14 protein-coding genes are annotated in these 14055 nt (G+C 72.3%); 3 read left to right on the forward strand and 11 right to left on the reverse strand.

The window, feature by feature from the left end; all coding sequences use genetic code 11:
• Positions 1-2: 2 nt before the first annotated feature.
• From sbcB to dcd, 9 genes are all read right to left on the reverse strand, one after another.
• Positions 3-1457 (reverse strand): exodeoxyribonuclease I, encoded by a 1455-nt coding sequence (gene sbcB, locus N4G63_RS10635; RefSeq protein WP_260788392.1) that lies wholly within the window; start codon positions 1455-1457, stop codon positions 3-5.
• Between the two features lie 64 nt (positions 1458-1521).
• Positions 1522-2226, reverse strand: coding sequence for a DUF6781 family protein (locus tag N4G63_RS10640; protein WP_260788393.1), 705 nt, complete (start codon positions 2224-2226; stop codon positions 1522-1524).
• A gap of 160 nt (positions 2227-2386) precedes the next feature.
• A complete protein-coding gene (locus N4G63_RS10645; RefSeq protein ID WP_260788394.1) occupies positions 2387-4765 on the reverse strand; it encodes a DUF5916 domain-containing protein in 2379 nt (792 codons plus the stop codon).
• Positions 4766-4845: 80 nt separating this feature from the next.
• Positions 4846-5397, reverse strand: a complete 552-nt coding sequence (locus N4G63_RS10650; RefSeq protein ID WP_260788395.1) for a hypothetical protein — start codon at positions 5395-5397, stop codon at positions 4846-4848.
• A gap of 234 nt (positions 5398-5631) precedes the next feature.
• On the reverse strand, positions 5632-6057 hold the full coding sequence (locus tag N4G63_RS10655) for a hypothetical protein (RefSeq protein WP_260788396.1): 426 nt from the start codon (positions 6055-6057) through the stop codon (positions 5632-5634).
• Positions 6058-6111: 54 nt separating this feature from the next.
• On the reverse strand, positions 6112-6399 hold the full coding sequence (locus tag N4G63_RS10660) for a hypothetical protein (protein ID WP_260788397.1): 288 nt from the start codon (positions 6397-6399) through the stop codon (positions 6112-6114).
• A 109-nt stretch (positions 6400-6508) separates the two neighbouring features.
• On the reverse strand, positions 6509-7177 hold the full coding sequence (locus N4G63_RS10665) for a PEP-CTERM sorting domain-containing protein (protein ID WP_260788398.1): 669 nt from the start codon (positions 7175-7177) through the stop codon (positions 6509-6511).
• A gap of 179 nt (positions 7178-7356) precedes the next feature.
• Positions 7357-8268, reverse strand: a complete 912-nt coding sequence (gene ypfJ / locus N4G63_RS10670) for a KPN_02809 family neutral zinc metallopeptidase (protein WP_260788399.1) — start codon at positions 8266-8268, stop codon at positions 7357-7359.
• Entirely contained in the window at positions 8265-8834 is a 570-nt protein-coding gene (dcd, locus tag N4G63_RS10675) for a dCTP deaminase (protein ID WP_260788400.1), read from the reverse strand. The genes ypfJ and dcd overlap by 4 nt, the downstream gene beginning before the upstream one ends.
• A gap of 115 nt (positions 8835-8949) precedes the next feature.
• On the opposite strand from dcd, the gene N4G63_RS10680 reads away from it, so the two are divergent.
• On the forward strand, positions 8950-9495 hold the full coding sequence (locus tag N4G63_RS10680; RefSeq protein ID WP_260788401.1) for an Mpo1 family 2-hydroxy fatty acid dioxygenase: 546 nt from the start codon (positions 8950-8952) through the stop codon (positions 9493-9495).
• Positions 9496-9512: 17 nt separating this feature from the next.
• Complete coding sequence (locus tag N4G63_RS10685; protein ID WP_314599656.1) at positions 9513-10544, forward strand: 2-dehydropantoate 2-reductase; 1032 nt, start codon at positions 9513-9515, stop codon at positions 10542-10544.
• Positions 10545-10546: 2 nt separating this feature from the next.
• Here the strand turns inward: N4G63_RS10685 and N4G63_RS10690 are convergent, their stop codons facing one another.
• Positions 10547-11404, reverse strand: a complete 858-nt coding sequence (locus N4G63_RS10690) for a 23S rRNA (adenine(2030)-N(6))-methyltransferase RlmJ (protein ID WP_260788402.1) — start codon at positions 11402-11404, stop codon at positions 10547-10549.
• Between the two features lie 127 nt (positions 11405-11531).
• Between N4G63_RS10690 and N4G63_RS10695 the strand changes: the two genes are divergently transcribed.
• Complete coding sequence (locus N4G63_RS10695) at positions 11532-12842, forward strand: cytochrome P450 (protein ID WP_260788403.1); 1311 nt, start codon at positions 11532-11534, stop codon at positions 12840-12842.
• Here N4G63_RS10695 and N4G63_RS10700 read toward each other — a convergent pair.
• On the reverse strand, positions 12823-13590 hold the full coding sequence (locus N4G63_RS10700; protein WP_260788404.1) for a TetR family transcriptional regulator: 768 nt from the start codon (positions 13588-13590) through the stop codon (positions 12823-12825). The genes N4G63_RS10695 and N4G63_RS10700 overlap by 20 nt on opposite strands.
• Positions 13591-14055 lie beyond the last annotated feature (465 nt).

Here is a 14055-nt window from a genome sequence, read left to right on the forward strand (position 1 = left end):
CCTTACCCCATCTCCGGCGCAATCGCCTCCGCCCAGTCATACAGCGCACCCAGGATGTCCTGCGCGCGCTCGTCCTCGCCGGCCTGCTCGCCCAGGGTGTCGATACGGGCCATGAAGTCGGCCACGGTCAGCACGCCACCCAGGCCTTCGTGCAGGCGGGCGCTGCAGTGCGCGGCCCAGCGCTGGCGCTCGGCGTCGGCCAGCGTGTCGGGCCAGTTGCGGGCGCGGTAGCGAAACAGCAGCTCGTCGAGCCGGCCGTCCTCGAAGGCCGGGTGTTTGCCGGCCAGCGCCGCGCCGTCCAGCCCGCGCAGGCGCTCCAGCGTGCGTCGGTCGCCCGGGCCGATGAAGCCGCCGTAGAGGTCTTCGTCCACATCCGGCGCCTGCGCCGGTGCCGGCCGGGCGAACACCTGGCTCCAGGGCACGCCGGCCAGCGCGGCCGCATGCGCCTGGGCCCAGGCGGCGCGCTGCAGGCCGGTGTCGAGATCGAGGCCCCAATGCGCGGCGCGCGCGGCCGGCAGGGTCTTGAGGTTGCCGATGACCACCGGGCTCTTGTTGACATGGATGGTCTTGACCGGCAGCCGCGCCAGACCCTCGGGCAGCTGGTCGGCGCGGGTGAACATGCGCAGGCGCAGCGTCTCGACATCCAGCGCCGGCAGTTCGGCCGGATCGGCCGACAGGTCCCACACGATCAGCTCGTTCTTGTTGGTCGGGTGCACGCCCAGCGGCCACACCAGGGCCAGGCAGCCGCGCTCGGTGCCGTACATGCCCGACAGGTGCAGAAAGGGCTTGCCCAGGCCGATCTCGGCCCACACCGCGTCTTTCTTGCGCAGCTTCAGGCAGAAGTCCCACAGCCGCGGCTGGCGCTCGCGCAGCAGCCGGGCCAGCGCGATGGTGGCGCGCACGTCGCTCAGCGCATCGTGGGCGCTGTCGTGCGCCAGGCCGTTGGCCACGGTGAGGTGCTCGAGCTTGAAGCTGGGCCGGCCGTCGTCGTGCTTCGGCCATTCGATGCCCTCGGGCCGCAGTGCCCAGGCGCAGCGCACGGTGTCCAGCAGGTCCCAGCGGCCGCAGCCGTTCTGCCACTCGCGGCCGTAGGGGTCGATCAGGTTGCGCCAGAACAGGTGGCGCGTGACCTCGTCGTCGAAGCGGATGGTGTTGTAGCCCACGCCCACCGTGCCGGGTGCGGCCAGCGCGTCGTGGATCTGCGCGGCAAAGGCCTGCTCGGTCACGCCGCGCTCGGCACACTGCTGCGGCGTGATGCCGGTGAGCAGGCAGCTCTCGGGGTCGGGCAGGGTGTCGTGCGGCGGCTGGCAGAACAACTCGAGCGGCGGGCCCACTTCATTGAGCGCGGCATCGGTGCGGATGCCGGCAAACTGCGCTGGCCGGTCACGGCGCGGCACGCGGCCGAAGGTCTCGTAGTCGTGCCAGAAGAATGTGAAATCGCGGGTCGTGTCGCTCATGCCGGCACGATACGCGATGTGCGGCCCGGATCGCGCCCGGGCCGCCGGCCTGCCGGCCTGCCGCCTACTTGCGGCGCGTGGCCCGGGGGCTGTCGTCGGACGGCTCGGCAGCGCCCTGGCGCAGCGCATCGGCCATGCCGATCAACACGCCGCTGGCCAGCGCGGCATAGCTCTCGGCCAGGGTTTGCGCCGCCTTCAGGCCGGCGGCGCGGGTCTCGCGCATGGCGGTCTGCATCTGCGCGAGCTGGTTCTCGAGCTGCTCGGTGGCGGCGCCGGCGCGGGCGCCGGTCTGCGTGGCACCGGGGGCCAGCTTGTCCATCACCTGCTGCCAGGGGCCGGCCAGGCCTTCACCGGCGGCGCCGGTGGCCTTCTTCACGGCGCCGAAGAGCTGGTCTTCCATCTTCTCCAGATCGCCCAGGGCCTTCTTGAGCTGGGTTTCGCGCAGGTCGACGCCGCGGTCGACGAACTGCTGCAGCGCCACGCGGTTGGCTTCCACCGCCTTGAGCAGCGCGTCGTCCATGCCGGCCACCGCGGTGTCGAGCATCTTCTCCACCTGGGCCGGGGCGGCGGGGTTTTGCGCCGCGCCCGCGCTGGCCGCCTGGGCCACCGTGTCGAGCACCTTGCGGATGTTCTTCAGGCTCAGCTCACGGCCCTGCAGGGCGCGCAAGGTGCTGTCGTAGACCGCCTGGCGCAGCTGCGTGGTCTGCTTGGCGCTGGCACTGGCAAACATCTCGGCCAGGGCTTGCGGATCGACGCCGGACTTCATCATCGGTAGCCTCCTCGGGGTTCACGGGTGGATGCGTGGCAGGCGCCACGGCAACGGCCATGGTGCCACGGCCGGCCGGCGCCAGGCTGACAAGCGGCACCCCGTGCCCACCAGCGCCGGCGGGTGGTGGTGACAGGTGACGGCGGGCGGTGGCCGCCGGGGCTCAGCGCCCGCGCCAGACCTGGCGCAGGTCGTCGGCATCGACCTGCAGCTTGACGAACACCTCGTTGCCGCGCGACACGCCCTGCACCGTGGGCAGGCCCTGGCGGCTGCGGCTGGCGCCCAGGTACAGCACCGTGCCGGCCGAGCGCCGCCAGGCGTAGGTGAGCGAGCCGGTGCTGCCCACATCGCGCTGCGCCGCCACGCCGGGCTCGGCCAGGCGGTCGAGCGAACTGCGCTGCCAGATCGCGCGCAGGGTCTGGTGGGCGTCGAAGTGCCACACCGCCAGCAGCTGGCCGGCGGTTTCGCGGTAGGTGCGGCGGCCGTCGCGCTCGAGCCAGGCGGCGTAGACGCTGGGCTCGAACTCAAGCCGCGCCAGCGGCCGCATGGTGAGCGTGACGCTGCCGTTTGCGCCCGGGCGCACCACGCCGGCCTGCATGTCGGCCAGCCGGCCCCATTGCCATTCGGTGCTCAGCAGCGGCGCCCAGGTGGCGGGCGTGAACACCGCCTCCAGCTGCCAGAAGCGCGGGCGCAGCCAGGGCGCACCGTCCGCGGTGCGAACGCCTTCGCCACCATGCCAGTACAGCGAGGCCTCGAGGTTGTGCGCGCCGGTGAGCCACACGCCGGGGCTGAGCGCGCTGCTCACCCGCTGGCCGGCCTGGCGGGCGCGCAGCGTCTCGCCCTCGAGGTTGAACCAGAACTCGTTGAACGGCCCCAGACCGTGCCAGCCATAGGCCACGCGGCCGCTGAGCTCGGTGACATCGTTCTGGTTGACGAAGCCGGTGTCGTCGCGAAAGCCGGCGCTGATGTCGTCCACGCCCAGATCGGCCTCGTAGTCGGGCTGCTGCAGGTAGAACTTGAGATGCGCGCGGTGGCCGCGCCGCGTGGCGCCGTGCTGCAGGCCGCCCTGGCCATCGGGCTGGGCGCTGGTGCTCGAGCCCAGCAGCTGCGCACGTGCACGCCAGGCGTCGTCGATCTGCCAGGCCACGTCGGGGCCCAGCACCTGGTTGTCGCCACGGCCGCCCTCGTAGCGGCGCGCTGCCGCCAGCGCGCCCCACTGCAGCGCGCCACCATCGGCCCGCACCCGCGCCGCCAGCACGCGCGAGGCCGGCTGCTCGGCAAAGTCGGTGCCAAAGGCGCCGGGCAGCAGCACGTAGCCGCCGCCGCGGTCGTCGATGGCAAAGGCGCTGCCGGCCAGGCGCGCACCGCGCCAGGTGGCGCGCAGGCCGCCGCGCGGCTCGGTCAGGCTGCGGGTGTACAGCGCCTCGGTGGGCGAACGCAGCAGGTCGCTCGATTCATAGAAGAACGGCCGCTTCTCGGGAAACGACAGTGCGAACCGGGTGTTGCCGGCCAGCTGCGGCACGTCGAGCGCCACCTGCGAGAAATCGGGGTTCAGCGTGGCGTCAACCACCAGCTCGGGCAGCGGCCGCCACTTCACATCGAGCGTGGCCTCCAGCCGGCTGCGCTGCTGCGTGGGCTCGCCGGCCGGCTGCTGGCGCTCGCGCCGCCAGGTCAGGCTGGGCCGCAGCGTGAGGAACTGGTGCTGCTCGGGCAGCACCAGGCCTTGCAGTGGCTGCAGCGCGGCAATGAAGCTGGGCGCCTCGCGCGGGATCAGCACCGAGGTGTTGAAGTAGAACTGCTCGCGCGGGATGCGCCGCGCAACCATGATGCGCCAGGGCCCGTCGTGCTCGTGCGTGAAGCGCAGGCTGGCGAACGGGATGCGCAGCACCGCCGTCCAGCCCTGGGCATCGCGTTGCGCGGCGCCTTCCCAGTCGAAATCGGGGGCGAAATCCTCGTTGTCGTCCGACGCGGTGTGCATGCCGTCGGCAGTGCTGCCGGCGGCATTGACGCGGAAGAACTGCGCCGATTGCCGCGCGCCGATGGCATCGAGGTAGACGGCCACGAAGTCCTGCGTGCGGTTCACGCCGTCGTGGCGCACCAGCGGCGCGCGGATGGCCTGCGGCTGGGTGTCGAAGCTGCGCACGCCCACGTAGATGGCCTGGCTGTCGAACAGCACCCGGGCCTCGGTGCGCTGGGCCGGCGGCTTGCCGGTGACCGGCGCCTTCTCGACAAAATCGCGGTGCGCCGTGGCGCGCTGCCAGGCCGGGTGCTCGAGGCTGCCGTCGAGGGGGATGCGCTCGCCCGGCGCCAGCCGGTGCGCCTGCAGGGCCAGCGCGCCCATCTCGGCGGCTGCGGCCGGGCGGGCCCCGGGTGGCGGCGCCCCCGAGGCGGCCCCGGCGCTGGACGCCGCACCGGCCGTTGCGGTGGCACCCGCGTCTGGCGCGGCCTGTCCACCCAGTTGCACCAGGGCCAGCGCGCCAGCCGCGCCCAGCCCTGCCCAGCGGCGCCAGCGTCGGGCGCCCAGTTGAATGTTTTCTCCCATGACAACGATTGTGCCGGCAGGCGGCGTGCCGGCCAGAACCCGTTGCCACGCAGCGCGCGAATGGCGGCGCGGCGGCCGCTTCAGGCGTGGGGGTGCGGCAACGCGGCGTCGGGCAGCGCGGCGGGGCCAGTGGCCCCGGTCGGGCTGAAGGCCAGCGGCCGCGGCCGGCGCGAACGCTGGTCGGTGGCCTGCGCCTTGATCAGCGTGACCAGCGGCGGCGCACTGCGAAACGCCGCCGCCTGCGGCGCCACCGCCTGCTGCAGCAGCGCCAGCACATCGGGCCGGGCCAAGTCGGCAGCGCCGCGCAGGCGCAGGCCCAGCTGGCCTTCACCGGCCGGCTCCAGCAGGCCCGGTGGCGCGCTCAGGCCACCGGCATGCAGGAAGAACAGCGTCACCCAGCGCGGATAGCCCACCACCGAGATCACCGCATCGGCGCTGCGCGGCGTGGGGCCGATGCCCAGCACCAGCGCGTTGTGGTTGTCGTACACCAGCTCGTAGCCGCGCGGAAACAGCGCATGCAGCCGGGCGCGGGCCTCGCGCATCTGCGCCGCGATCTGGGGGCTGTACTTGTCGCAGAAGCCGGCAATGCGGTCATCGACCTCGCGCAGCGCGGCACCGGGGCCTGGCGCCACGGGGCACACGAACTCGGTCGCCGCGTGACCCCGGCCTCGACCGACCAGCATGCCCAAGCCTGCCAGGATGCCCATTCGCTGCCCTCGTCTTGTTTTGTCGCCCGGTACGTCAATGGGCGTGTGCGAGGCATTGTCAGTGACTGCGCCCGACCTGCAACCAGCGCGGCAGACGATGCAGGTAACGCCCGGCAACAGACGCAGCCGAACGTGGTACTGAGCGGTTCCGTCAGCGGCTCAGGTGCGCGGCGACAGAAACGGCCTCAGCACATTGCGCAGCACCTCCACCAGCATGGCGGGGTCGATGCGCTGGCTGTGCCGGAAGCGCAGCGTGCGTGGATCGGGGCCGCGCAGCACCCGCGCCGGCGCGCGGCGCGGGCCGGCCGCGGCATGCACCAGCTGCAGCTGGGTGGACAGCCGGTGCGGCGTGAGCGACAGGAACGGCCGCCCGTTGTTCAGGTAAAGCAGGTTGCCCCACTTGAGGCTGGGCACCAGCAGCGGCGCGGCGGCCATCACCGCGGCGTGCACGGCGCGCGTGGTGCTGGCCTGGCGCACGGGCATCAGCTCGAACCAGGTGTCGAGCAGGGGCTCGGGCAGCACCAGCGGATGCGCCCGGGCGCCGGCCGGCAGCGTGGCGCGGCGCGGGGTGGCACGCATGTCCATCACAGGCCCCCGCGGCCGGCATGCCGGTCAATTGGATCGTGCGGCATGGCCAGCTCAGTGCGTGGCCCAGCCCTGGTACTGCTCGAACAGACGCAGCGCCACGGCGCGCAAGGCCTCGTCGCCCAGGGCGTGCGCGGCGGCCAGGATCTGCAGCGCATAACGCCGGTCGTAGCGCATGCGCTGCGGGCCTGCGGCCAGCCCGGCGGCGCGCGCCTGGCGGGCAAAGTCGGCCAGCAGGCTGCGGCTCAGGCAGGCGCCAGGCACCAGCGCAGGCACAACGCCACCCACCAGCCAATCGGCCGGCAGCGGCGGGTATTCGGTCACCTCGGGCACAGGGATCATCGTGGCACCTCCTGGTTTGGGGTTGCCGGCGATGATGGCCCGTGGCCGCAGCACGCAAAGCGCCGAGAAGCGCGCCAAACCGCGCGCTCACGCCGCCTTCAGCGCGGCCTCAGTCGGCGGACTGAACCCCGGCACGGCCCGCCACGCTGTACCGGCGCCGCGCCAGCAGCAGCGCCGCACCACCCAGCCACAGCGCCAGCGAGGCCGGCTCGGGCACCGCCGAGACCTCGAAGTGAAAGCGCACCTGGCGCACATCCTGGTCGCCCACGTCGGTGAAGCCGTAGGTGCCGCCCTGGGTCATGTAGCCGTCCCACGGCTGCGCCGCGTAGGCGGTGATGTCCCAGCTGGAGCCGCTGTAGAGGCTGCCATCGGCCAGGTGAAAGCTGATCAGGGCGCGATCCATGCGCACCGCGCGGCTCAGCTGCAGCGGCATGGTGTTGAAGCCCACGTTGGCCCAGCCCGTTTCACCGGCCACCGGAAACAGCTGGGGCTCGCCGATCAGCTGGATGTCGATGGCCCAGCGGCCGCCGCCGAGGTCGGTCTCGGCCTCCTGCGCGCCGAACAACAGCGTGTCGCCGGTGAGCAGCTCGGCGTTGAACCACTCTTCGGTGCCGTCGAAGCGCACCGTCGCCGAGGTGGAACCACTGACCGAGCCCTGGAAATAGACCTGGTACTCACTGCCTGGAACGACCAGCGATTCGGCCCGGGCCAGCGCCGGAACAGCCAGGGCTGCAGCAGCAGCCAGCGCCAGCATGGCGCGATGCACGGTGCGGATCACGGGAGGCCTTTGGTCGAGTGGGCAACAACGCTGCGCCGGATTCTGGGCATCGTCGGCCACCGGCGGATGACGTGCCCCCCAAGAGCCAGGGGGGCGATCTGGTAACCGCTTGTCAGAGGCCGCGCAGCAGCCCGGCGGCGGCGCCGATGCACCCCAGCCACGGCGCCACTGCCGGCGCGCTACAGCGTGCGCGCCTCGAAGCTGTTGCAGTCGGCCATGCGCCCACCGTCGATGCCGCGGCGGAACCAGCGCATGCGCTGCGCGCTGCTGCCGTGGGTGAAGCTCTCGGGCACCACGGTGCCCTGGCTGGCCTGCTGCAGCGCGTCGTCACCGATCTTGGCGGCGGCGTTCATGGCCTCTTCCAGATCGCCCTGCTCGAGGATCTGGCGCGAGCGCTGCGCATGGTGCGCCCACACGCCGGCCAGGCAGTCGGCCTGCAGCTCCAGCCGCACCGACAGCGCATTGGCCTGCGCCGGCGACACGCGCTGGCGCTGCGCCTGCACCTTGTCGCTGATGCCCAGCAGGTGCTGCACATGGTGGCCCACCTCGTGCGCGATGACATAGGCCTGGGCAAAGTCGCCCGGCGCACCCAGGCGCTGGCGCAGCGTGTCGTAGAAGGCCAGGTCGATGTAGACCTTCTCGTCGGCCGGGCAGTAGAACGGCCCCATCGCCGCCTGCCCCTGGCCGCAGGCCGTGGGCGTGCTGCCGCGAAACAGCACCAGCCGCGGGTCGCGATACGCCTGGCCGCCGGCCTGGAACTGCGCGCGCCACACGTCCTCGGTGTCGGCCAGCACGGTGGCCACAAAGGCCGCCAGCGGGTCGGCCGCAGGCGTGTGCACTGCCGGCCGCGGCGATGTCGCCGGCGCCTGCTGCACGGCCACCGGTGCACCGCCGTCGCCGGCCAGCAGGCCCAGCACGGTGAGCGGATTGACACCGAAGATCCAGCCGGCCAGCAGCGCGATGGCGATGCTGCCGATGCCGATGCCGCGACCACCGCCCAGGCGCCGGCCGGGCATGGCGGCACCGGCCTCGGCGCCGCCGTCACGCCGGTCTTCGACGTTGCTGCTCTGGCGGTTGCCTTCCCACTTCATGTTTTCGGCAGCGTCACGCCGCGCTGACCCTGGTACTTGCCGCCGCGGTCCTTGTAGCTGGTCTCGCAGACCTCGTCGCTTTCGAAGAACAGCACCTGCGCGCAGCCCTCACCGGCATAGATCTTGGCCGGCAGCGGCGTGGTGTTGCTGAACTCCAGCGTCACATAACCTTCCCATTCGGGCTCGAAGGGCGTGACGTTGACGATGATGCCGCAGCGCGCATAGGTGCTCTTGCCCAGGCAGATGGTGAGCACGTTGCGCGGGATGCGGAAGTACTCCACCGTGCGCGCCAGTGCAAAGCTGTTGGGCGGGATGATGCACACCGGCGCGTTGATGTCGACGAAGCTCTTCTCGTCGAAGTTCTTCGGGTCGACCACGGTGCTGTGGATGTTGGTGAAGACCTTGAACTCGGGCGCGCAGCGGATGTCGTAGCCGTAGCTGCTGGTGCCGTAGCTGACGATCTTCTGGCCGTCGGACGACTGGCGCACCTGGCCCGGTTCGAAGGGCTCGATCATGCCGGTCTGCTCGGCCATGCGCCGGATCCACTTGTCGCTCTTGATCGTCATCGCTGTTCACTCCGGGGGTGGCCCGGCATTCTAGGTGGGAGCATTCCGCATGGCAGAGGCGCGGGCGCTGTGGTGCACTGGGCACGACACAATACCGACCGGAGCATTCACCGCCATGGCCGCCAGCCCCTTCCGCCCCGCCACCGAGCTGCTGGTGCAGTACGCCCTTTACCACCGCGACCGGCGCAACATCCTCAGCCATTTCATCGGCATTCCGCTCATCGTGCTGGCCATCGGCGTGCTGCTGGCGCGGGTGCCGGTGGGGCCCACCAACTTGTCGTGGATCGTCTGCGCGCTGGCCGCGCTGTGGTACCTGGGCCGCGGCCTGCCGCTGCTGGGCGCCGCCACGGTGGTGGTCAACACGGCGCTGATCGCGCTGGCCCAGCCGCTGGCCGGCGGCAGCACCGCCAGCTGGCTGGGCTGGGGCCTGGGCCTGTTTGTCGTGGGCTGGGTGATCCAGTTCGTGGGCCACTACTGGGAGGGCCGCAAACCGGCCTTCGTCGACGATCTGGTGGGCCTGCTGGTGGGCCCGATGTTTGTGGTGGCCGAGTGGCTGTTCGCACTGGGCTGGGGCCGCGCCCTGGCCGCCGAGATCACCGCCCGCGCCGGCCCCGAGCGCCGCAGCGGGCACGGCGCCGGCGGCGCCCCGCTGGCGCGTTGAGCGCCCGCGCCAGGCCGATGCCCTCGCCCGGCCGCCGCCCCACCGCCGACGACCCGGTGCTGGTGATGGGCGCCGGCAGCATTGGCGCCTGGCTGGGCGGCCGGCTGGCGGCGGCCGATGTGCCGGTGGTGATGGTCGGGCGGCCGCGCACGCTCAACGCCATGCGCGCCCACGGCCTGACCCTGACCGATGCCGACGGCGGCCGCCTGCACCTGCCGCCGGCGCGCCTGACCTTGGCCGAGGCCGTGCCCGAGGGCCTGCGCCCCGGCCTGGCCCTGCTGTGCGTGAAAAGCGCGGCCACCAGCGCCGCGGCGGCCGAGCTGGGCGCCCGGCTGCCGGCGGGCACGCCGGTGGTCTCGATGCAGAACGGCCTGGGCCATGCGGCGCGCATTGCCGCGGCCGCGCCACGCCTGGCGGTGGTGCCCGGCATGGTGCCCTACAACGTGGCCGAGCTGTCACCCGGCCACCTGCACCGCGGCACCAGCGGCCGCCTGGCCGCCCAGGCGCACCCGGCGCTGGCCCCCTGGCTGCCGGTGCTGCAGGCCGCCGGCCTGGCCATGGACCTGCACGCCGACCTCACCGCGGTGCAATGGGGCAAGCTGCTGCTGAACCTGAACAACGCGGTCAACGCCTTGTCGGGCCTGCCGCTGCGCGCCCAGCTGCTGGACCGCGACCTGCGCCACTGCACGGCCGCGCTGATGCGCGAGGCGCTGGCCGTGCTGGGGCGCAGCGGCATCCGCCCGGCGCGCCTGTCGCCGCTGCCACCGGCGCTGCTGCCCGCCGTGCTGGACCTGCCCACGCCGATGTTCCGGGCGGTGGCCGCGCGCATGCTGCGCATCGACGACAAGGCCCGCTCAAGCATGGCCGACGATCTGGCGCTGGGCCGCGTCACCGAGGTCGAGGCGCTCAATGGCGAGGTGCTGCGCCTGGCCGCCAGCCTGGGCCTGGAGGCCCCGCTCAATGCCCGCCTGGTGGCCCTGGTGCACGGCTGGTCACGGCTGGCCCGGCCGCTGGACGGGCGCGGCCTGCGTGCCGCGCTGGGGCTCTGAACTCACAGGCCGTGGGCCATCTCCAGCTGGCTGGCCGCACCGTCGAACTGGCCCAGCAGCTTCACCAGCACCGGCAGCGCCTCGCCCAGCAGCGGCTTCAGCGTGTGCGGCGGGTTGATCACGAACATGCCGCTGCCCTGCATGCCGTAGCCGCGCTCGTCGGGCTGGGCCACGGTGAGCCGCGCATGCAGCCAGCCCTTCTTGGCCTGCTCCTTGGCCACGGCCTTCAGGCGCTGGGGCAGCTGGGCCGATTCGCGCAGCGTGAGCTGCGGGTACCAGACCAGGATCACGCACTCGGCAAAACGCGCCAGCGCATCGCGGCAGGCGCTGACCACCTGGGCGTAGTCGGTCTTGATCTCGTACGAGGGGTCGATCAGCAGCACGCCGCGCCGGCTGGACGGCGGCAGCTGGCCCTTCAGGCCGTTGAAGCCGTCCTCCTTGGCCACCGCCACCTGGCGGTCGCCCTCGAAGGCCTGGGCCAGCAGCGCGTGGTCGGTGGGGTGCAGCTCGAACAGGCGCAGCTGATCCTGCGGCCGCATCATGCCGCGGGTGATCCGCGGGCTGCCGGGATAGAACTGCAGCTCGCCGGGCGGGTTGCCGGCGCGGATCTGCGCCACGTAGTCGGCCAGCAGCGGCGGCAGGCGCTTGCCTTCCAGCACCCGGACCACGCCCTGCTGGTGCTCGGCCAGCTTCTGCGACTGCGGTGCCTGCAGCGCATAGCCGCCGGCACCGGCGTGGGTGTCCACCAGGCGCCAGGTCTTGTCCTTCTGGTTCATGTGGTTCAGCACGGCCACCAGCGTGGCGTGCTTCAGCACGTCGGCGTGGTTGCCGGCGTGGAAGGCATGGCGATAGGCGAGCATGGGCCGCACTGTGCCATGAGAAACGCCGGCCACCCCGGGCGCGCCCCGACTTGAATACTGATTCAGGTTTTTCTAGCATCTAGACGGCGGCCCCGGCACGGGGCTTCGCGCCTGCCGGAGACCCCGCATGACCGCCCTGCCGTACCACGCGATTCCCCTGGTGAAGGGCCTGCCCCTGGTGGGCAACCTGCCGAAGTTCCTGCGCGATCCGCTGGCCCATGCGCAGGGCCTGGCCGAGCACGGCCCGGTGGTGCGCTCGCGCACCTTCTTCGAGACGGTGACGCTGCTGGGCCCCGAGGCCAACCAGTTCGTGCTGCACGACCGCGAGGGCAACTTCAGCAGCCGCGACGGCTGGTCGTACTGGATCGACGCGGTGTTTCCGGGTGCCATCATGGCCATGGACGATCCGCAGCACAGACACCACCGCCGCATCATGCAGGGCGCCTTCAAGCGCCAGGCCATGGCCCGCTACGTGCAGGACATGGGCCCGGTGATCGCCGCCGCGGTGGACGCCTGGCCGGCCGGGCGGCTGCCGGTGTTTGCGCAGCTCAAGGCCCTCACCCTGAACATCGCCGCGCGGGTGTTCATGGGCCTGGCGCTGGGCGCCGAAGCCGACCGCATGAACCAGGCCTTTGTCGACACCGTGGCCGCCTCGCTGGCCCTGGTGCGCCGGCCGCTGCCACCGCTGGCCATGTGGCGCGGCGTGCGCGCGCGGCGCTGGCTGGTGGGGCTGATGCGCAGCAAGATCGCCGACAAGCGCGCGACCGAGACGCCTGACCTCTTCAGCCAGCTGTGCCACGCCCGCAGCGAAGACGGCGAGGCCTTCAGCGACGACGAGGTGGTCGACCACATGATCTTCCTGATGATGGCCGCGCACGACACCACCACCTCGGCGCTGACCACCATGTTCTATTGCCTGGCACGCGAGCCCGACTGGCAGCAGCGCTTGCGTGCCGACGCGCTGGCGCTCGAGCACGACCAGCTCACGCTGGACGACCTGCCCGGCCGCGAGCGCACCGAGTGGGTGATGAAGGAGGCGCTGCGCCTGTACCCGCCGCTCACCTCCATTCCGCGCCGCGCGGCGCGCGACTGCGAATTTGGCGGCTACCGCATCCCGCGTGGCACGCCGGTGGGCGTGTCGCCGATCCACACCCACCACATGCCCGAGCTGTGGACTGCGCCCACGCGCTTCGACCCCGAGCGCTTTGCGCCGGCGCGCGCCGAGCACAAGCGCCATGCCTATGCCTACCTGCCCTTTGGCGGTGGTGCGCACCTGTGCATCGGCCAGCACTTTGCCGACATGGAGGTCAAGGCCGTGATGCACCGGGTGCTGCGCCGCTGGCGCTGGCAGGTGCCGGCCGGCTACCGCATGCCCTACCAGCTGGTGCCGATTGCCAGGCCGCGCGACGGCCTGCCGATCACGCTGCAGCCGCTTTGACCCCCGCCGCGGGGCCCGCACCCACCAGCGCCAGAAAGCTGCGCGCCAGCTCGCGCGCCAGGGCCGCGTCGTGCAGGCGCACCGGGCCGCCGTCGTGCAGCACCGCGTTGACCAGGGTGCTGAACACCATCTGGAAGGCGAAGCCCACGCGGCGGCGGCGCTGGCCGCGCGGCACGCCGTCCAGCTCGGGGCCCAGGCGGGCATAGACCAGATCCACCACCTCGTTGCACAGGCGCATCAACGGGCCCCAGTAGAGGTGGGTGCGCGCCGGCTCGCTGACCGCGGCGCGAAAAATGCCCTGGTGCACGCGGTGCACCTGCACCAGCCACTGCATCAGCAGCATCACCTGCCGCGCGGTGCCGGCGCGCTGCATCGTGGCCGAGGCCAGCAGCTGCTGCAGCTCGTCAAAGGCCGTGGCGCCGGCCTCGCGGCACAGCTCGGCGAACCAGGCGTTCTTGTCGTCGAAGCGGGTGTAGAACGAGCCCACGGCCACCCCCGCGGCGGCCGCCACCTGGGCCACCGACAGCGAGGGCAGATCCTGCGTGGCCAGCAGCGTGCGACCGGCATCCAGCAGCGCCTGGTGTTTGCGCTGGCTGCGCAGCTGCTTGGCCTGGCGCACGCCACGCGGGGCTTCGGCCAGTGGCGCGGCAGGCCCGGCGCGGCCATCGGCCGACACCCGGCGTGAACCGGTGACCGGGCGGTCCGGGCGGGCGGCTGGGCGATCGGGGTCGGCCGGGCGGGCGGGCATGCGGCGATGATGCCATCGGCCCCGCCAGCGTCGTCCATGCACCACAGGCCCACGCCGGTGTTGACCAGCCGCGGCCCGCTCGCTTAAGGTCTGGCCCACCATGCACAGCACCCTGGCCCGCGCCCTGCGACGCCGCGTTCGACGACCACGTTGAACGGGATCGTTGCTGCCGGGCCTGGCGTTGAACGCAAGGCCACCTCCCAAGGCCACGACACCCGTCGTGGCCTTTGTCGTTCATGGGGTGCCCTGCCCCACTGGCTGCATCGGCCCGCGATGGTGCCGTGATCCCTGCGGATCACCCCCCACCCTGTCTCCACCCCGACTGGAATCGCGATGAACCTGACGCCGCCCTTGGCCAGCCCCGCTGCCACCCCCAGCCCCGCCCACACGGGCCCCCACCTGGCCAGCCCCTTGGCCTGCCCGCCGGGCAGCCCCCCGGCCAGCCCGCCAGCCCCAGGCCCGGAC

The sequence above is a fragment of the Aquabacterium sp. OR-4 genome (assembly GCF_025290835.2).
GTDB lineage: Bacteria > Pseudomonadota > Gammaproteobacteria > Burkholderiales > Burkholderiaceae_C > Pseudaquabacterium.